This window comes from Variovorax sp. YR750 (assembly GCF_900109805.1).
Classification (GTDB): domain Bacteria; phylum Pseudomonadota; class Gammaproteobacteria; order Burkholderiales; family Burkholderiaceae_C; genus Variovorax; species Variovorax gossypii.
Genome location: NZ_FOBJ01000014.1, coordinates 182,036 through 200,631 on the forward strand (window position 1 = coordinate 182,036; position 18,596 = coordinate 200,631).

At 67.2% G+C, this 18,596-nt stretch carries 18 protein-coding genes; 2 read left to right on the forward strand and 16 right to left on the reverse strand.

What is annotated here, in order from left to right:
• Positions 1–19: 19 nt before the first annotated feature.
• The gene (locus BMY35_RS26575; RefSeq protein WP_093205900.1) at positions 20–940 is read right to left on the reverse strand and encodes a 2-hydroxyacid dehydrogenase; all 921 of its coding nucleotides are present in this window, start codon (positions 938–940) and stop codon (positions 20–22) included.
• Between the two features lie 118 nt (positions 941–1,058).
• Between BMY35_RS26575 and BMY35_RS26580 the strand changes: the two genes are divergently transcribed.
• Positions 1,059–1,373, forward strand: a complete 315-nt coding sequence (locus tag BMY35_RS26580; RefSeq protein ID WP_093205902.1) for an EthD family reductase — start codon at positions 1,059–1,061, stop codon at positions 1,371–1,373.
• Between the two features lie 6 nt (positions 1,374–1,379).
• Here the strand turns inward: BMY35_RS26580 and BMY35_RS26585 are convergent, their stop codons facing one another.
• The 11 genes from BMY35_RS26585 to BMY35_RS26635 form a co-directional block, all read right to left on the reverse strand.
• Positions 1,380–2,000 carry a hypothetical protein gene (locus BMY35_RS26585; RefSeq protein ID WP_093205904.1) on the reverse strand — a complete coding sequence of 207 codons (621 nt, stop codon included), beginning with the start codon at positions 1,998–2,000 and terminating at the stop codon, positions 1,380–1,382.
• A gap of 5 nt (positions 2,001–2,005) precedes the next feature.
• On the reverse strand, positions 2,006–2,638 hold the full coding sequence (yfcF, locus tag BMY35_RS26590) for a glutathione transferase (RefSeq protein ID WP_093205906.1): 633 nt from the start codon (positions 2,636–2,638) through the stop codon (positions 2,006–2,008).
• A 71-nt stretch (positions 2,639–2,709) separates the two neighbouring features.
• Positions 2,710–3,681, reverse strand: coding sequence for a DUF4349 domain-containing protein (locus tag BMY35_RS26595; protein ID WP_093205908.1), 972 nt, complete (start codon positions 3,679–3,681; stop codon positions 2,710–2,712).
• 74 nt (positions 3,682–3,755) lie between these two features.
• On the reverse strand, positions 3,756–5,762 hold the full coding sequence (locus tag BMY35_RS26600) for an acetyl-CoA carboxylase biotin carboxylase subunit (RefSeq protein ID WP_093205910.1): 2,007 nt from the start codon (positions 5,760–5,762) through the stop codon (positions 3,756–3,758).
• Positions 5,755–6,429 (reverse strand): DUF4126 domain-containing protein, encoded by a 675-nt coding sequence (locus tag BMY35_RS26605; protein WP_093205912.1) that lies wholly within the window; start codon positions 6,427–6,429, stop codon positions 5,755–5,757. The genes BMY35_RS26600 and BMY35_RS26605 overlap by 8 nt, the downstream gene beginning before the upstream one ends.
• Before the next feature lie 18 nt (positions 6,430–6,447).
• Complete coding sequence (locus BMY35_RS26610) at positions 6,448–6,954, reverse strand: SMI1/KNR4 family protein (protein WP_093205914.1); 507 nt, start codon at positions 6,952–6,954, stop codon at positions 6,448–6,450.
• A 5-nt stretch (positions 6,955–6,959) separates the two neighbouring features.
• On the reverse strand, positions 6,960–7,760 hold the full coding sequence (locus tag BMY35_RS26615) for an enoyl-CoA hydratase/isomerase family protein (protein ID WP_093205916.1): 801 nt from the start codon (positions 7,758–7,760) through the stop codon (positions 6,960–6,962).
• Positions 7,761–7,776: 16 nt separating this feature from the next.
• Entirely contained in the window at positions 7,777–8,640 is an 864-nt protein-coding gene (locus BMY35_RS26620; RefSeq protein WP_177213704.1) for an alpha/beta hydrolase family protein, read from the reverse strand.
• Between the two features lie 22 nt (positions 8,641–8,662).
• A complete protein-coding gene (locus BMY35_RS26625; RefSeq protein ID WP_093205920.1) occupies positions 8,663–10,285 on the reverse strand; it encodes a carboxyl transferase domain-containing protein in 1,623 nt (540 codons plus the stop codon).
• Positions 10,282–11,964: an AMP-binding protein gene (locus tag BMY35_RS26630; RefSeq protein ID WP_093205922.1), complete on the reverse strand. Its 1,683-nt coding sequence runs from the start codon at positions 11,962–11,964 to the stop codon at positions 10,282–10,284. Before BMY35_RS26630 ends, BMY35_RS26625 begins: the two co-directional genes overlap by 4 nt.
• Positions 11,965–12,039: 75 nt before the next feature.
• Positions 12,040–13,212, reverse strand: coding sequence for an isovaleryl-CoA dehydrogenase (locus tag BMY35_RS26635; protein WP_093205924.1), 1,173 nt, complete (start codon positions 13,210–13,212; stop codon positions 12,040–12,042).
• 143 nt (positions 13,213–13,355) lie between these two features.
• Here BMY35_RS26635 and BMY35_RS26640 point away from each other — a divergent pair, with 143 nt between their 5' ends.
• Positions 13,356–14,384, forward strand: a complete 1,029-nt coding sequence (locus BMY35_RS26640; protein ID WP_093205926.1) for an AraC family transcriptional regulator — start codon at positions 13,356–13,358, stop codon at positions 14,382–14,384.
• Between the two features lie 5 nt (positions 14,385–14,389).
• Here BMY35_RS26640 and BMY35_RS26645 read toward each other — a convergent pair whose 3' ends face one another.
• The 4 genes from BMY35_RS26645 to thiC all read right to left on the reverse strand — a co-directional run bounded on the left by BMY35_RS26645 (position 14,390) and on the right by thiC (position 18,565).
• Positions 14,390–14,851, reverse strand: coding sequence for a hypothetical protein (locus BMY35_RS26645; protein ID WP_093205928.1), 462 nt, complete (start codon positions 14,849–14,851; stop codon positions 14,390–14,392).
• A 44-nt stretch (positions 14,852–14,895) separates the two neighbouring features.
• The gene (locus tag BMY35_RS26650; protein WP_093205930.1) at positions 14,896–15,222 is read right to left on the reverse strand and encodes a thioredoxin family protein; all 327 of its coding nucleotides are present in this window, start codon (positions 15,220–15,222) and stop codon (positions 14,896–14,898) included.
• Between the two features lie 61 nt (positions 15,223–15,283).
• Entirely contained in the window at positions 15,284–15,976 is a 693-nt protein-coding gene (locus tag BMY35_RS26655; protein ID WP_093205932.1) for an HAD family hydrolase, read from the reverse strand.
• Positions 15,977–16,681: 705 nt separating this feature from the next.
• Positions 16,682–18,565, reverse strand: a complete 1,884-nt coding sequence (gene thiC, locus BMY35_RS26670; RefSeq protein ID WP_093205934.1) for a phosphomethylpyrimidine synthase ThiC — start codon at positions 18,563–18,565, stop codon at positions 16,682–16,684.
• Positions 18,566–18,596: the final 31 nt, after the last annotated feature.

Here is an 18,596-nt window from a genome sequence, read left to right on the forward strand (position 1 = left end):
GAAGGAGGACGCGCTCCCGTCAGTAGCCGCGTGCCGGATCGACCACGCCGGCGATCGGCAGCCCCTTCTCCATCGCGCGGATCTTCCCGGCGATCTGGGCGATGGACTCCTCGCGCAGCGTGCGCGCCGAGCCGTGCGGCGTCACGGTGATCTTCGGATGGCGCCAGAAGGCGTGGTCGGAAGGCAGCGGCTCGACCTGGAACACGTCGAGCGTCGCGCCCGCGAGTCGGCCGGCGTCGAGCAGCGGGATCAGGTCGTCTTCAACCAAGTGGCCGCCGCGCGCGATGCTGATGAGATAGCCCTCGGGCTTCAGCTTGCCGAGCGTGTCGCGGTTGAGGATGCCGCGCGTCGCCTCGGTCAACGGCAGCAGGTTGACCAGCACGCGCGTGGACGACAGGAACTCGTCGAACTGCGCCTCGCCGCTGAACACGCGCACGCCTTCGATCTCCTTCGGCGAGCGGCTCCAGCCCAGCACCGGGAACTCGAACTGCGCCACGGCCTTCGCCACGCGCTCGCCGAGCACGCCCAGGCCCATGATGCCGACGGGGAAGTCGCGCCGCAGCTTCGGCTTGCGATAGCTCCACTTGCCCTCGCGCGCATCGGCCTCGTAGGCGTCGAACTCGCGGAAGTGGCGGATGAGCGTGTGGCAGACGTACTCGGCCATCTGCACCGACATGCCCGCGTCGTCGAGCCGCACGATGCGCGTGTGCGCCGGCACCTTCAGCTTGAGCAGTGCATCGACGCCCGCGCCGATGTTGAAGATGCCGCGCAGCTTGGGCTGCTCGTCGAGGAACTCCTGCGGCGGTGCCCAGACCACGGCATGGTCGGCCTGGGGAGCGCCGGGCTTCCAGGCTTCGATGACGGCATCGGGGAGTTCGGCCTTCAGGCCTTCGATCCAGGGTTCCGGGCGGTTGTCGGTGAGGTAGACGGTGATTCGCATGGGCACGCATCTTAGGGGCCGCCCGCGCGACACGCAGAGTCGCGCCCGGCTCGCCCTCGGCTTGTGCGGGCACTGGCCATCTCCTATCCTCGAACGCTCACCTCAGGAGCCACCTTCAATGATCAAGTTCAGCGTGATGTACCCCCACACCCCCGGCGCACGGTTCGATCACGACTACTACCGCGACAAGCACATGCCCCTGCTCGCGGCCCGCATGGGCGACGCATGCCTCTCCTACACCATCGACAAGGGCCTGGGCGGCGGCGCGCCGGGCTCCGCGCCCACCTACGTAGCCATGTGCCACGTGTTCGCCGAATCCGTCGAATCCTTCCAGAAGGCCTTCGGCCCGCACGCGAAGGAGATCAGGGACGACGTGAAGAACTACACCGACATCGTGCCGGCGACGCAGATCAGCGAAGTGGTGGTGGGCTGACGGGCTTCAGCTGATCCAGGCTTGCTCGGTGGCAAGTACACGCCACACGCCGAGAGGCCGATGCAGCAGCACAAAATAGCCCGTGCCGCGCAGGCCACCATAGCTGAGCGACATGAAGAAGAGTGCCTGCGAAGCGGCCTCGTCGATGCCTGCGCGCGAGATACGAACAAGACCCGCAGCGTCGGGGTACGCCTTGTAGAAGCTCTCCCAAGACAGGCCGAGGTTTTTTGTCGCGTCGAAAAGACGGTCGATATCTTCCACCTGGACCATCTGGAAACGGACATTCCGGCGCACCAAGTGCGAGGGAATCTGCAGCGGAGATGCTTTGGCAAGCACGCGAAGAAAATCGTCTATCACTCGTTCTGTCGCTTGCGGCATCTCTTTCCTGAGAGTTTCACGCTCAGCCCCGTCCACTCCGACGAACGCGAAGCCGGTGTCCGCCGTGACTTCCTCGATGATCAATTTCTTCGGCGACATCACGCCCGGGTCAAGCGTGTTCAGATAGGCGGCAATGGCTTCGCGTTCGACCGGCCGCATCGGCTCGCCGCTGAACGCCAATGTCGGCACAAGCGCACCCGCCAGTGCCGCCAATGCGGCACGCCGGTTCAGCACATGCGCAGACAACATGAGTCTCAGCGCGGCGGCCGCTCCAGCGCCACCCAGCGCTGCACCGAGGGCCGCTGCCACTGGCGGTCGGCGTAGGAGGCCAGCCGCTGCGGCACGGCATCGCCGTTCATGACCAGGCGGTTGAGCATCAGTGCCAGGTCGACGTCGGCGATGGACCATTCGCCGAACAGGTTCTCGGCGTCGTCCGCGAGCAGCGCCTGCGCCACCTGGAAGAGCGTCTTCGCCGCCCGGTGGGCAACGGCCGAGAGCGGCACGCCGGCCGGGCCGTAGAAGATCACCTCGGTGGGGCGCTCCTGCCTGATCGGCATCAGATCGCTGCGCAGCCAGGCCTGCAGCTGGCGCGCCCGGGCCCGGTTGCGCGGCTCGGCGGGATACAGCGCCGGCCCTTCCGTGAAGGTCTCGTCGATGTACTCGGTGATGGCGGAAGACTCCGACAGGGCGAAGTCGCCGTGCACCAGCGTCGGCACGCGCTGCGTGAGCGACAACTGCGAGAAGCCGGCCGCCCGGTGCTCCAGCGCGCCCAGGTCGACGGGCGACATGTCGAAGCCGAGCTGCTTCTCGTGCAGCGCCACGAACACCGACATGGCATAGGGACTGGCGTACTGGGCATCCACGTAGAGACGCAGCGGATCCGGCATCGGAAAAGGCTCCTGGGGTAAGAAAAAGGGCCTAGAACAGAGCCCTCCCCGATCTTACTTACTCGGCCGCGTCATTTGGTTGCGGCGCGGCGGCGGCGCCACAGCACGCGCACCAGCCAGCCCACCGGCAGCACCACCAGCACCAGCCACGGCAGCACCGCCGCGATGAAGGTGATGAGCGAGCCCACGCTTTCCGCCAGCACCGAGCCGGCGTTGCGCAGCGCATGCCGCATCGGGCTGTAGCCGTCGCCGCTGCTCACCAGCGCGCGCTTGGCCGAGAACTGGATCTGGATGTGCTGCTTGCTGGTCTGCTGGGCCAGCACCTTGCGCTGCGTGGTGATGGCGTCGAGCTCGGCCTGCGTGTCCGACAGCGTGCGCTGGATGGCCAGCAGGTCGGTCATGGTGCGCTTGGTGACAGTGTCGCGCAGCATCGTGCGCAGGCTGTCGCGGAACTCGGTGCGGTTCTTGATGCGGGCCTCGACGTCGATCACCTCGGCGGTCTTGTCCTCGCTGGTGGTGGTGTGCGAGACCACGTTCGCCACGCCAGCCAGGCCGCCGAGCAGCTTGTCGACGTCGGCGGGCTCCACGCGCATCTCGAGCATGGCGTTGCCGGGCTGCTGCGGCGTCTCGCGCAGCAGGGAGGACGACAACAGCTCGCACTTCAGCGTGCCGCACAGGTCGCGCACCTTGCCCCAGGCATCGGCCAGCTGCTCGGCCGGCACCTCGACGTTCAGGTCCTGCCGCACGGCCAGGAAGCGCTGCAGGGGCGTGCCGTCCTGCTGCGAGTCGGTGGCGGAAGGCGCGGAGGCCGGCTCCGCCGAGCGCATGCGCTGCTCCTTCATGGCCATGCCGCCGCCGTAGCCGGCCGCTGCCTGCACCGGCGCGGGCGGCGGAGCCGATTCGGCGAGCACGTCGGCTTCGCCGCTGTTGCGGTTGCAGCCGGCCAGCGACAGCGCGGCCGCCAGGGCCAGCAGGGCGATGCCCGCATGGCGACGGGCAGAGAGACGGGACAAAAGGGGCAAACGGGGCAGGCGATAGGTCATGGAACGATTCCCTCGAGTGATGACTACCGCAGCTCATACGGGCGAGCGCCCGCAACGGGGTTAACTTTTTTTGGTCAAGCCGCCACCGCCGCGCTCATCCGAAGCAGTTCGTCGCCCTCTGCCACCTGCTCGCCCGGCGCGAACATCAGCTCCTCCACCGTGCCGTCGGCCGGCGCGGCGATGGTGTGCTCCATCTTCATGGCCTCCATCACCGCCAGCGGCTGGCCGCGGCTGACCTTGTCGCCGGCCTTGACCGCGAAGGACACGACCTTGCCCGGCATCGGCGCGGTGAGCCGGCCGCCTTCGGCATGGGTGTCGCCGGCGTGGGCCAGGCGATCGATGGCGGTGATCTTCGTGGCGCCCTTCGATGCGAAGACGTGCTCGGTGGCTCCGTCGAGGTGCACGTCGAGCGTCTGGCGCGTGCCGGCGAACTCCACCTCGAACTCGCCGGTCGGGAACTGGCCGATCACCAGCGGCCCTGCTGCGCCGCCGGCCTCGAGCCACAGGCTGCCGTCGCGCTTGTAGGTCAGCACGGCAGTCTGCTCCGCGCCGCGGAACTCGAAGTCGAAGTGGCGCCGGTACTCGCCCAGCGAGCGCCAGCCGTCGCGGCGCGCGAACGGATCGGGCATCTTCGCGGGCCATTCGGTGATCAGCGTGCGCGTGATGGCCGCGGCAGCCGCCAGCGGCAGGCCCAGCGGCTCGCGGTCGAACAGCACGGCTCGCTCGCGCTCGATCAGCGCGGTGTCGAGGTTGGCCTTCGAGAACGACTGCGTCGCCAGGATGCCGCGCAGGAACTGCACGTTGGTGGCCACGCCCACGATCTGTACCTGCGCCAGCGCCGCATCGAGCCGGGCCAGCGCCTCTTCGCGCGTGGAGCCGTGCACGATCAGCTTGGCGATCATCGAGTCGTAGAACGGCGAGATCTCGCCGCCCTCGCGCACACCGTCGTCGATGCGCACGCGGCTGCGCTGGAAGGCGGTGGCCTGCGGCTTGCGGTATACGCGCAGCGTGCCGGTGGCGGGCAGGAAGTTGTTGTCGGGGTTCTCGGCGCAGATGCGCGCCTCGATGGCATGGCCGTGGATCTGCAGCTCCGACTGCTTCGCGGGCAGCGTCTCGCCCGAAGCCACGCGCAGCTGCCATTCGACGAGGTCCTGCCCCGTGATGGCCTCGGTCACGGGGTGTTCCACCTGCAGCCGCGTGTTCATCTCCATGAAGAAGAAGTTCATCTCGCCGCCCTCGCGCTGCTCGACGATGAACTCGACCGTGCCCGCGCCCACGTAGTTCACCGCGCGCGCGGCGGCCACGGCGGCCTCGCCCATCTGCTTGCGCATGGCCTCGGTCATGCCGGGCGCGGGGGCTTCTTCAAGAACCTTCTGGTGGCGCCGCTGCACCGAGCAATCGCGCTCGAACAGGTAGACGTAGTTGCCGTGCGTATCGCCGAACACCTGGATCTCGATGTGGCGCGGGCGCTGCACGTACTTCTCGATCAGCACCGCATCGTCGCCGAAGCTGTTGATGGCCTCGCGCTGGCACGAGGCGAGCGCGGCGGCGAAGTCTTCCGCCTTGTCCACCGCGCGCATGCCTTTGCCGCCGCCGCCGGCGCTGGCCTTGATGAGCACCGGGTAGCCGATGCGGTCGGCCTCGCGCTGCAGCAGCTGCGGGTTCTGGTCGTGGCCGTGGTAGCCGGGCACCAGCGGCACGCCGGCCTTTTCCATCAGCTGCTTCGACTCGGCCTTCAGGCCCATCGCCTTGATGGCCGAGGGCGGCGGGCCGATGAAGACCAGGCCCGCGTCGGCGCAGGCCTGCGCGAACTCCTCGTTCTCGCTCAGGAAGCCGTAGCCCGGATGAACCGCCTCTGCGCCCGTGGCCTTGGCGGCTTCGAGGATCTTTTCCCAGCGCAGGTAGCTGTCCTTCGGCGCGCTGCCGCCGAGGTGTACCGACTCGTCGCAGGCGCGCACGTGATTGGCGTGCGCATCGGCATCGGAATACACGGCGACGGTGCGGATCGCCATGCGGCGGGCAGTCGCGGCAACTCGGCAAGCAATCTCGCCACGGTTCGCAATGAGGATCTTCTTAAACATTCGGAGTGTCTCCCGGAGGATTCTTTTTCAGTTGAAACGCGGGCACCACGCCCGGATCGGGCCGGCCGCTGAAGATGCGGGCCACGCGGGCGAACAGCGCCTTGAGGAAACGCCAGCTCTTGCGGATGAGCCACACGCTCGCCACAAGCACCAGCACGAACAGCACGAGGAAGACGAACGGATGCGCCACCGCGAGCCATAGCCCCGTGGGCACCATGGCGTCTTCCGCCAGCGAGGCGCCGACGTTCGAGAACGGCTCGGGCGATGTGTTGATGGCCGCGCGCGTCGTGGCCTTGGCCGCGTGCGCTGTGGCCGCGAAGCTGCCGCCGAGCAGCGCCGCGACGATCGCCATCACGCCATGGTCGACGCCGAAAACGCTGGCCGCGAGCGCCGCGCCGGCCGGAATGCGGATGGCGGTGTGCACCACGTCCCACAGCGAATCGAGGCCGGGAATCTTGTCGGCGAAGAACTCGATGAACACCATGAAGCCGCTGGCCGCGATCACCACCGGATGCGCCAGCATCTGCAGCCCGCCCGGCAGCGGCACCCATCCGAAGTAGCCAGCCAGGCCCGTCAGCAGCACGACCAGGTAGAGCCGCACGCCGCTGGCCCAGCCGATGGCGGCGGCCAGCGCGAGCAGCTGCGGCATGTCGAGGCTGGTGTTCATGGCGGGCCCCTTCTCTCTTCAGTCGAATTCGACGGTGCCGGCTTCCATGGAAGCCACGAGTTCGGCGAGCCATGCCTCGACCGACGCATGCTCGACGGGACGGTCTTCATCGGCCTTCCAGAAGCCGAGGAGCTGCCCCGGCCGGCCGCCGCCTTGCGCATCGATGTCCAAGCACAGATGGCTGCCGCCGCCATTCGACAGGAATGGCACCCAGCCGCGACGCCACGTGGCCGGGTCTTCGAAGTCGAAGCCGATCATGTCGTCGAGCATCTCCTTGGTGTCGGCGATGTCCTCGAGCGCGCTGAACATGCGGTTGCCCTGCAGGCTGTCGAAGCTGCTGTTCGGCTGGCCATTGCGCCAGCGGTAGAGCGCGCGGAAGGCCTCGGGCAGCTTCAGCGAGAACTTCGCCTCGAAGGCGTCGAGCGCACCGTCGTCCACGCCGGGCTGCAGCAACGCGTGGTAGTCCGGTCGACGGACGGCCAGCCACGCGTCCATGCGCCCGATGAGTTCGCGATGCTGCGCCATGTCGCTCAGGCCTTGTTCGCTTCCAGCCACGAGGGCTTGCGCTTCTGCAGGAAGGCCTGCACGCCCTCGCGGCCTTCGTCGCTCGCGCGGATGTCGGCAATGCCCTCGACCGTCTTCGCGATCAGCGCATCGTCGATCTCGCGGCCGGCCACGTCGGCGATCAACTGCTTGCAGGCGCGCACCGCGGCTGGGCTCGCGCCGGTCAGCGCCTTCACCAGCTCGTCGACCTTGGCATCGAGCGCATCGGCGGCCACCACCTCGTGCACGAAGCCGATGCGGTGCGCCTCGGCCGCCGTGAAGCGCTCGGCCGTCAGGAAGTAGCGCTGCGAGGCGCGCGTGCCCATCGCGCGCAGCACGTAGGGGCTGATGGTCGCGGGCACGAGGCCGATCTTCACTTCGCTCAGGCAGTACCAGGCACTGTCCACGCTCACGGCCATGTCGCAGGCCGCCACCAGCCCCATGCCGCCTGCGTACACGTCGCCCTGCACGCGCGCGATGGTGGGCCTGGGGCACTCGGCGATGGTGCGCAGCATGGCGGCCAGCTTGCCCGCGTCGGCGATGTTCTCGTCGCGCGTGTAGTCGGCCATGCGGCGCATCCAGTTGAGGTTTGCGCCCGCGCAGAAGGCCGGGCCGTTCGCGCCGAGCACGATGGCCTTGACCTGCGGCGCGGCGCCGGCTTCGGTGAAGGCCCGCGTCAGTTCGGCGATGACGATGTCGTCGAAGGCATTGCGCGCGTCGGGCTGGTCGAGCCAGATGCGGGCGATCGCGCCGTCGAAGCTCAGCTGGAGTTTGGTGTATTCGCTCATGTCGGTTGTCTTGTCGTCATTGCGGGTGCCGGGGCAAGCCCAGCTTCGCGAGGAACTGGTCCACCATGGGTACCCAGATCGCGGCGTTGTCGCGGCCCTCGAAGAAGGCGTGACCGTCGTTGCCGTAGGGCGGCACGCGCTCGAAACGCACGTCCACGCCCTTGGCCTTGTAGGCCTCCAGCAGCCGGCTCGCCAGTGCGGGGCCGAAGAAATGGTCGTTCTCCGAATAGACCCACAGCATCGGCACCCTGGTGGTCGATGCGTAGCGGCCGAAGGCATCGACCAGCTTCGCTTCGTTGCACACGTCGTCCGGCCCGCGCGAGCCGCGGCCGCCCGCAAAGTTGATGGTGCCGACCACGCCCTCGGGGTTCAGGCTCGACAACGCCAGCACACCGAAGCCACCTGCAGACTTGCCGAGCAGCACCATGTGCTGCGCGTCCGCATACGGCAGCGTGCGCGCGTAATCGAGCGCGGCGCTGATGTCCTTCGCGCTTTCGAGGCCGGCCTGCACGTAGTCGGGGTTGGCACAGCTGAAGTAGTTCTCGGCCCACGGCCCGTCGGACTTGCCGTAGCCGCGCCGCAGCGGGTTGAGGACCAGGAAGCCGTGCTTCGCGAACATCTCGGCCTGCCGCGCGTAGCGGTCCTGCATCTTCGGAATGTCGGCGGACGAACGCGGCGTGCCGTGGTTGATCACCAGCACCGGGAACGGCCCGTCGCCCTCGGGCCTGTATTCGGTGGCGGCCAGCTTGATGTGCGACTCGCCGAAGAAGCCCCTGACCGTCATCGGAATTTCTATGTCGCGGCGCGCCACACTCTGCGCGTGCGCGCCCAGCGCCGCGCAGAGCAAGGCGGCGATGAGCGTGAGCCGGCGCAGCGTCATGAGAGCGACTCCGTCCCTCGCCCTACATCCGGAAGATGCCGAACTTCGGCTCCGGCACCGGCGCATTGCGCGCAGCCGCAAGCCCCAGCGCCAGCACGCGGCGCGTGTCGGCCGGATCGATGATGCCGTCGTCCCACAGCCGCGCGGTGGCGTAGTAGGGGTGGCCCTGGTCTTCGTACTGCTGGCGGATCGGCGCCTTGAAAGCCTCTTCCTCTTCCTTGCTCCAGCTGCCGCCCTTGAGCTCGATGCCGTCGCGCTTCACGGTGGCCAGCACGCTCGCGGCCTGCTCGCCGCCCATCACGCTGATGCGCGCGTTGGGCCACATCCAGAGGAAGCGCGGGCTGTACGCGCGACCGCACATGCCGTAGTTGCCGGCACCGAAGCTGCCACCGATGATGATCGTGAACTTGGGCACGTTGGCGGTGGCCACCGCCGTCACCATCTTGGCGCCGTGACGCGCGATGCCTTCGTTCTCGTACTTGCGGCCCACCATGAAGCCGGTGATGTTCTGCAAAAACACCAGCGGGATCTTGCGCTGGCAGCACAGCTCGATGAAGTGCGCGCCCTTCTGCGCCGATTCGGAAAACAGGATGCCGTTGTTGGCCACGATGCCCACCGGCATGCCCTCGATCTCGGCGAAGCCGCACACCAGCGTGGCGCCGAAGCGCGCCTTGAACTCGTGGAACTCGCTGCCGTCGACGATGCGCGCGATGATCTCGCGCACGTCGAATGGCTTGCGCGTGTCGGTGGGAATCACGCCGTAGAGCTCTTCGCGCGGGAATGCTGGCTCGCGCACCGCGGCTTTCGCCGGGGCCTCGGCCGCCTTGGCGTTGAGGTTCGCCACCGCCGAGCGCGCGAGCGCCAGCGCGTGCAGGTCGTTCTGCGCGAGGTGGTCGACCACGCCCGACAGGCGCGTGTGCACGTCGCCGCCGCCCAGATCCTCGGCCGTCACCACCTCGCCGGTGGCCGCCTTCACCAGCGGCGGGCCGCCCAGGAAGATGGTGCCCTGGTTCTTCACGATGATCGATTCGTCGCTCATCGCAGGCACGTATGCGCCGCCGGCCGTGCAAGAGCCCATCACCACCGCGATCTGCGGGATGCCCTGGGCGCTCATGTTGGCCTGGTTGTAGAAGATGCGGCCGAAGTGCTCGCGATCGGGAAATACCTCGTCCTGGTTCGGCAGGTTCGCGCCGCCCGAGTCGACGAGGTAGATGCACGGCAGGCGGTTCTGCTCGGCGATCTCCTGCGCGCGCAGGTGCTTCTTCACCGTCATCGGGTAGTAGGTGCCGCCCTTCACCGTGGCGTCGTTGCACACGATCATGCAGTCCACGCCGTTGACGCGGCCGATGCCCGCGATGATGCCGGCGCCCGGCGCCGACTCGGCGCCCTTGCCGTCGAGGTACATCGCATGCGCGGCCAGCGGCGCGATCTCGAGGAATGGCGTGCCCGGGTCGAGCAGCTCGGCCACGCGGTCGCGCGGCAGCAGCTTGCCGCGCGCCGTGTGCTTGGCGCGCGCGGCCTCGCCGCCGCCCTGCTCCACTTTCGCGAACTGCGTGCGAAGGTCGTCGACCAGCGCACGCATGGCTGCGGCGTTGGCCTGGAAGTCCGCCGAGCGGGCGTTCAGTTTGGTCTCGAGTTGGCTCATGCTGTCTTTTCCTGGCTCAGGCCGAGCTGCTCGGTCATCGCGTCGCGGATCTTGAATTTCTGGATCTTGCCGGTCACCGTCATCGGAAACTCGCTCACGAAGCGGATGTACTTCGGCACCTTGTAGTGCGCGATCTGGCCCTTGCAGAACTCGCGGATGTCTTCCTCGGTGGCGCTCTGTCCCGGCTTGACGATGATCCAGGCGCACAGTTCCTCGCCGTACTTGCGGTCGGGCAGGCCGACGACCTGCACGTCCTGCACCTTCGGATGGCGGTACAGGAACTCCTCGATCTCGCGCGGGTAGATGTTCTCGCCGCCGCGGATCACCATGTCCTTGATGCGCCCGACGATGTTGACGTAGCCCTCGGCGTCCATGGTGGCGAGGTCGCCGGTGTGCATCCAGTGCTCGGCGTCGATGGCCTCGCGGGTCTTGGCTTCGTCGTCCCAGTAGCCGTGCATCACCGAGTAGCCGCGCGTGCACAGCTCGCCCGACTTGCCCGGCGGCATCACGGCGCCGGTCTCGGGGTCGACGATCTTCACCTCCAGGTGCGGCTGCACCGTGCCCACGGTCGACACGCGGCGGTCGAGCGGCGTGTCGGTGCTGCTCTGGCAGCTCACGGGGCTGGTCTCGGTCATGCCGTAGGCGATGGTGATCTCGCTCAGGTGCATCTCGCTGACCACGCGCTTCATCACCTCGATGGGGCACGGCGAGCCGGCCATGATGCCGGTGCGCAGCGTCGACAGGTCGAACTCCCTGAAGCGCGGATGGTCGAGCTCGGCGATGAACATCGTCGGCACGCCGTGCAGCCCGGTGCACTTCTCGGCCTGCACCGTCTCCAGCACGGTGAGCGGATCGAAGCCGTCGTTCGGGTACACGATGGCCGAGCCGTGCGTGAGGCAGGCCAGGTTGCCCAGCACCATGCCGAAGCAGTGGTACAGAGGCACCGGAATGCACAGCCTGTCGACCGGCGAGAGCTTCATGCACTCGCCGATGAAGAAGCCGTTGTTCAGGATGTTGCGGTGCGTGAGCGTCGCGCCCTTGGGAAAACCCGTGGTGCCGCTGGTGAACTGGATGTTGATCGGGTCGGTGGCCTTCAGCGTCTTCTGCACCTGCGCGACGCGCGGGTCGTTGGCATCGCCGCTCGCAAGAAGCTGCGAGAAGCGCTGTATGCCGGGCTGCTCGGCGCCCTCGCCCGGCTTCGCATCGATCCAGAAGGTGTGGGCCAGCTGCGGCAGGCGCTTCGGGCCCAGCTCGCGCAGCATGCCGAGGTAGTCGCTGGTCTTGAACTGCGCCATCGTCACCAGCGCCTTGCAGCCGACCTTGTTGAGCGCGTATTCGAGCTCGGAGGTGCGATACGCCGGGTTGATGTTGACGAGGATCAGGCCGACCTTCGCGGTGGCGATCTGCATCAGCACCCACGGCACGTTGTTGTGCGACCAGATGCCCACGCGGTCGCCGGGCACGAGGCCCAGCTTCAGCAGCGCGCTGGCGAGGCGGTTCGATTCGGCCTGCAGCTCGCGGTAGGTGTAGCGCCTGCCTTCATGGCGGCTGACGAGCGCCTCGCGGTCCGGCTGCTTCGCGACCATGTCGTCGAAGAAGTCGCCGATGGGTTGTTCGATGAGGGGGACGTCGGTGGCGCCCTTGCCGTAGCTCTCGGTCAACGAAGCAGTCATGCTCATTTCCTTCCTTGTCTCCGTTCGCTCTCTTCGCTTTTCTTCCCTGCCCGGTTCGTGCCGGGGCAGGGAGAGAACATCCTATGCCGTCTCTGCGAAAAGCTCGCGGCCGATCAGCATGCGGCGGATCTCGCTGGTGCCCGCGCCGATCTCGTACAGCTTCGCGTCGCGCCACAGGCGCTCGACCGGAAACTCCTTGGTGTAGCCCACGCCGCCCAGCGTCTGGATCGCCTCGCCGGCCATCCACGTCGCCTTCTCGGCCGAGTAAAGAATGGCGCCGGCCGCGTCCTTGCGGAAGGTGCGCGCATGGTCGTTGCGGTCGCAGGCCTTGCCCACGGCGTACACGTAGGCGCGCGTGGCCTGCCAGGTGGAATACATGTCGGCCAGCTTGCCCTGCATGAGCTGGAACTCGCCGATGCTCTGGCCGAACTGCTTGCGCTCGTGGATGAAGGGCAGCACCGCGTCCATGCACGCGGCCATGATGCCCAGCGGGCCGCCCGAGAGCACGGCGCGCTCGTAGTCGAGGCCGCTCATCAGCACCTTGGCGCCCATGCCTTCACCGCCGAGCACGTTCTCTTCGGGCACTTCGCAGTTGTCGAAGAACAGCGGGAAGGTGTTGGAGCCGCGCATGCCGAGCTTGTCGAGCTTGGTGCCGGCCGAAAAGCCTTTGAAATTCTTTTCCACGATGAAGGCCGTCATGCCGCGCGCGCCCATCTCGGGCTCGGTCTTGGCGTAGATCACCAGCGTGTCGGCGTCGCCGCCGTTGGTGATCCACATCTTGCCGCCGTTGAGCACGTAGTAGCCGTCCTTCTTCTGGGCCTTGAGCTTCATGCTCACCACGTCGGAGCCGGCGTTGGGCTCGCTCATGGCCAGCGCGCCCACGTGCTCGCCGCTCACCAGCTTGGGCAGGTATTTCTTCTTCTGCGCCTCGCTGCCGTTGCGGTGGATCTGGTTCACGCACAGGTTGGAGTGCGCGCCGTACGACAGGCCCACCGAGGCCGATGCGCGCGAAACCTCCTCCATGGCCACGATGTGGGCCAGGTAGCCCAGCTCGGTGCCGCCGTACTCTTCCTTCACCGTCATGCCGTGCAGTCCGAGGTCGCCGAGCTTCTTCCAGAGGTCGTGCGGGAACAGGTTCTCGCGGTCGATGTCGGCGGCTCGGGGAGCGATCTCGTTCGCGGCGAAGTCCTGGATCGCGCTGCGCAGCGAGTCGATGGTCTCGCCCAGGTCGAAGTTCAGGCCGGGATCGTGCATGGGGTTTGTCTCCTCTGAGGGGTCGGCGCGCAGGGCTACCCGCGCGGGATGGCGCTTGCTTGAAAGACCGCAGCTTACGCTTCACGGTGCCTCAATTGGCGCCACAATGGTTGCAAATCGCGCCACGACCGAATCGCCGAACCATGTCGCCTCCCTCGTTCCTCCGACCCGCCCGCGCCGTCACGCCCATGGCCTTCGTGAGAGCCATCGTGCAGGCCTACGAACGCTACGGCATGGACCCCGCCGAGGCCCTGAAGGCGGCACAGATCACGCCGCGCGAACTGGCCCGGCCGGGCGCGCGCGTGACGGCCGCGCAGTTCGAGGCTCTGTCCGGCCACGCCATGCAGGAACTCGACGACGAAACCCTGGGCTGGTTCACGCGGCGCCTGCCCTGGGGCAGCTACGGCATGCTGTGCCGCGCCTCGCTGACATCGCCCGACCTGGGCGTGGCCCTCAAGCGATGGTGCCGCCACCACCGGCTGCTGACCGAAGACATCGGCCTCTCGCTCGACGTGGCCGGCGGCGTGGCCACGCTGCGCATCGCCGAGAACCGCCCGCTCGACGACACCTTCCGCGAGTTCTGCCTGGTGACCACGCTGCGCTTCGTGCACGGCTACATGTGCTGGGCCATCGACTCGCGCATCTCGCTGCGCCATGCGAGCTTTCCGTTCGCCGCGCCGCCGCACAGCGACGCCTACCCGCTGATGTTCACGCCCGACGTGCGCTTCGGCGCGCCGCAGGCCGGCATCGCCTTCGACGAGCGCTATCTCGCCCTGCCGCTGCAGCGCGACGAGCGCGCGCTGCGCACCATGCTCAAGCGCGCGCTGCCGCTCACCATCCTGCAGTACCGGCGCGACCGCCTGCTGGGCCAGCGCGTACGCGAACTGCTGCGCTCGCGCGCCAGCGAGGCCACCACCGCCGAGGCGCTGGCCGCCCTGCTCAACGTGTCGGGCCGCACGCTGCACCGGCAGCTGCACGAGGAAGGCACTTCGCTGCAGATGCTGAAGAACGAGGTGCGTCACGAGATGGCCGTCGACCAGCTGCGCCGCACCACGCGGCCGATCAAGCAGGTGGCGCTGGCGGTGGGCTTTCGCAACGAGAAGAGCTTTTCGCGCGCCTTCCTGCAATGGACGGGGCAGGCGCCGCGCGACTTCCGGCAGCAGGGCAAGTGAACAGATCAGGCGGTCTGTTCGCGATCCCGCAGCAGGCCCTCGAATGCGGAGACCTGCCACGTGAACTCTTCTGCGAAGGCGTCGGGATCGGTGATCGCGTAGGCGCCATAGGCGTAGACCATGGCGTAGGCCGCGTACTCCGCCGCCTGCAGCGCGCGGCCGGCCACCGCCTGGTAGACGGCATAGGTCGCGGACACCGCTGCATGGGCCGTTCCGTCGATGGAGCGCGAGCCCGGATGGCTGCCCGCCACCACCGCCATGCGCTGTTGCGCCGATGCCAGCGTGGCAGCATCGGCATGGCCATCGACAAAGGCTCCGAGCGTGTCGAGGCCGCTCACCGCTTCGGGTGACTCCAGCAGGTGCCTCACGCGCTGTGCGCACATGAAGCCGAAGCGAAACCGCAACGGGGCATGGGCCTCCGCATCGAGATCTGCGGTCCTGGCGAGCCGCTGGAGTTCCGTATTCATGTCAGGCGCCCTTTCTCGGTGGATAGAGCATCGCCTGCTGTGCCTCAGGCAGGTGCGTCGATCAGTGCCAACGCGTCGGCGATCGACTGACTGTCTTCGGGCCGCACCAGCTTCGCGACCTGCTTGCCGTCGCGCATGAACACCAATGTGGGCCAGAGCCGCACGTTGAACGAGCGACCCAGTGGACGGCCGCTGCCGTCTTCCACCTTGATTCGGCGCACGTTCGGATACTTCGCGAAGGCCTCGGTGATGTTCGGCTGCGCGGCCTTGCAGATGCCGCACCAGTTGGTGCCGAACTCGACGACGGCGGGACCGGAGAGCGCGTCGATCTCGCTGCGCTCGGGTTGCTCGGTTTTGTATTCGGAGGTCATGGGGGTGCTTGCTTCCTGCGGCTGGGGAGTGGGCTGTGCTCCCTCGCATTCCAACAGAAACTCAGGCCGCCTGCAGCCCGTAGCCCGAAAGCAGCGCCGGGAGTTCGGCCATGTCGCTGAACACCTTCACCGCGCCCACGCTCAGCAACGGGCCGGTGCCGCTGTGGCCCGACTCGCCCGTGCTGTAGCCGAACACCGTCGCGCCCGCGGCCACGCCGGCCATCGCGCCGGTGACCGTGTCTTCCACGATGGCGCAGCGCCTGGGGTCGACGCCCAGCGCTTCGGCTGCGGCGAGGTACACGTCGGGATGCGGCTTGGAGCGCGGCATCTCGTGGCCGCTGAAGATGCGGCCCCGGAAACAGTCGAGCAGGCCGACCTTGGCGAGCTGCAGCTCGACCTTGTGGCGATCGGCACCCGATGCGCAGGCGATGCGGCCCTTGAGCCTGGAGTGGATCTCGCGGATCGCGGCAGGGGCATGGGGGATGGCCGTGAGGTCGCGCTCCAGTGCCTCGTTGCGGCGGGCACGGAAGGTCTTGAGCCAGTCGTCGGTGATCTTGAAGCCTGTCTTCGATTCGATCAGGGCGGCTTCGTCCTTCACGGCTTTGCCTGTGAAGGTGTTCATGGATTCTTCCGTGGTGATTTGCCAGCCTAGTTCGCCGAGCATTTCGGCGAGGACTCGGTTGGTGATGGGTTCGGAGTCGACCAGGACGCCGTCGCAGTCGAAGAGGACTGCGGAGAAGGGGAAGGGGGTCATTGGGATTGGGGCCTGACTTTCGGATTGCCTTGATGGTAGCAACCGGCTTTGGAATTGCTGGTCCGGGGCCGGGTCTCGGCCCGGCGGCCGACCTACTTTTCTTTGCTTCGCCAAAGAAAAGTAGGCAAAAGAAAGGCGACCCTACTGTCTGCGTCCCTTCGCTTCGCTACGGGCAACCTGCGGTGCTCGACGTAGGAGGGGGTCCGCAGAACTCGCTTCGCTCAAACAGCTGCGGCCCTTGTCCCTCCTACGTCTGCGCTCCTCGGCGCAGCCAGAAGGGAGTTGGAGACCGAGCAGGCCATCGCTGCGCTCGGCCTTCTGAACAGCCTGGATTGGCCTTCGCTTCGCTTGGCCCGGAATCTCAAGCCAATCGCGACAACTTCACTCACCCCAATGCCTCGTTCCAAGCACAGCAAGCGCGAAGCGTTTGCTGTGCCTTGGGGGCCGAGCGAAGCAAAGGCCCGCACATCTCCCCTCCCCTCTGGCTGCGCCGAGGAGCGCAGCGTTTCGCGGATCAGGGATCGCAGCTGTTTGAGCGAAGCGAGTTCTGCGAGACCCCGCGAAACGCGAGCACCGCAGGTTGCCCCTTCGCACAGCGAAGGGGTCGCAGACAGTGGGGTCGCCTTTCTTTTGCCTACTTTTCTTTGGCGAAGCAAAGAAAAGTAGGTCGCCCGCCGGGGCGAGTCCCGGCCCCGAAAAGCAATCTCAAGACACGGCCCGGATGGGGATATACATCTCGCCCCCGCCCGCCATGAACTCCTTCGATTTCTCTTCCATGCCCTCCGCCACGGCGGCAGTCTCGGCCACGCCCTTCTTCGCCGCGTACTCCCGCACTTCCTGAGTAATCTTCATCGAGCAGAACTTGGGCCCGCACATCGAACAGAAGTGCGCCACCTTGCTCGAATCCTTTGGCAAGGTCTCATCGTGGAATTCCCGCGCAGTGTCGGGGTCAAGCCCCAGGTTGAACTGGTCCTGCCAACGAAACTCGAACCGCGCCTTGCTCAGCGCATCATCCCGCGACCGAGCCCCCGGATGCCCCTTCGCCACATCCGCAGCATGCGCCGCGATCTTGTACGCAATGATCCCCTGCTTCACATCGTCCCGATCAGGCAGCCCCAGGTGCTCCTTCGGCGTCACGTAGCAGAGCATCGCAGTCCCCGCCCAACCGATCATCGCCGCGCCGATCGCACTGGCGATGTGGTCGTAGCCCGGCGCGATGTCGATGGTCAGCGGCCCGAGCGTGTAGAACGGCGCCTCGTGGCAGTGCTTGAGCTGCTCGTCCATGTTCGACTGGATCATGTGCATCGGCACATGGCCCGGCCCTTCGATCATGGTCTGCACGTCGTGCTTCCATGCGATCTGCGTGAGTTCGCCCAGCGTGCGCAGTTCGGCGAACTGGGCTTCGTCGTTGGCATCGGCGCCCGAGCCGGGGCGCAGGCCGTCGCCGAGCGAGAAGCTCACGTCGTAGGCCTTCATGATGTCGCAGATGTCCTCGAAGTGCGTGTAGAGGAAGCTCTCCTTGTGGTGCGCGATGCACCACTTGGCCATGATCGAGCCGCCGCGCGACACGATGCCCGTCATGCGGTCGGCCGTGAGGTGGATGAACGGCAGGCGCAGGCCGGCGTGGATGGTGAAGTAGTCGACGCCCTGCTCAGCCTGCTCGATGAGCGTGTCGCGGTAGATCTCCCAGGTGAGGTCCTCGGCCACGCCCCCCACCTTCTCGAGCGCCTGATAGATGGGCACGGTGCCGATCGGCACGGGGCTGTTGCGCACGATCCAGTCGCGCGTGGTGTGGATGTTCTTGCCGGTGGAAAGATCCATCACGTTGTCCGCGCCCCAGCGGATGGCCCACACCAGCTTCTCGACCTCTTCCTCGATGCTCGAGGTGACTGCCGAGTTGCCGATGTTGGCGTTGATCTTCACCTTGAAGTTGCGACCGATGGCCATCGGCTCGACTTCGGGGTGGTTGATGTTGGCCGGAATGATCGCGCGGCCGCGCGCCACTTCGTCGCGCACGAACTCGGGCGTGATGATGCGCGGAATGCTCGCGCCCATCGGGTTGCCCGCCACGCGCTTCGCGCGCTCTTCGTTGGCGAGGTATTCGGCCATCCACTCGCGCTTGCCGTTCTCGCGCAGGGCCACGTATTCCATCTCGGGCGTGACGATGCCGCGGCGCGCGTAGTGCATCTGCGTGACGTTGGCACCCGACTTCGCGCGGCGCGGCGTGCGCTGCAGCGCCGAGGCACCGGCGCGCAGTTCGGCCAGGCGCTGGGCGTCGCGGTCTTCGTTCTTCGCGCCGTCGTCCAGCGCATGGTGCATGCGGCCCTCGTAGCTCTCGGTGTCGTTGCGCTCCGCGATCCACGCGCCGCGCACGTCCGGCAGGCCGCGGCGCACGTCGATCTCGACCTTCGGATCGGTGTACGGGCCCGAGGTGTCATAGAGCGACACGGTCTCGCCGTTGGTCAGCTGCACGTCTCGCACGGGCACGAACAGATCGGGCCGGCTGCCCGGAATCACGCACTTGTGCGACGCGGGAAAGGGCTCGCGCGTCAGCGAAAGCAGCGAGGTGAACTTGTCGGGGGCATTCATCGGAGGCACTCCTTGTTGAGGGAAAGGGTGC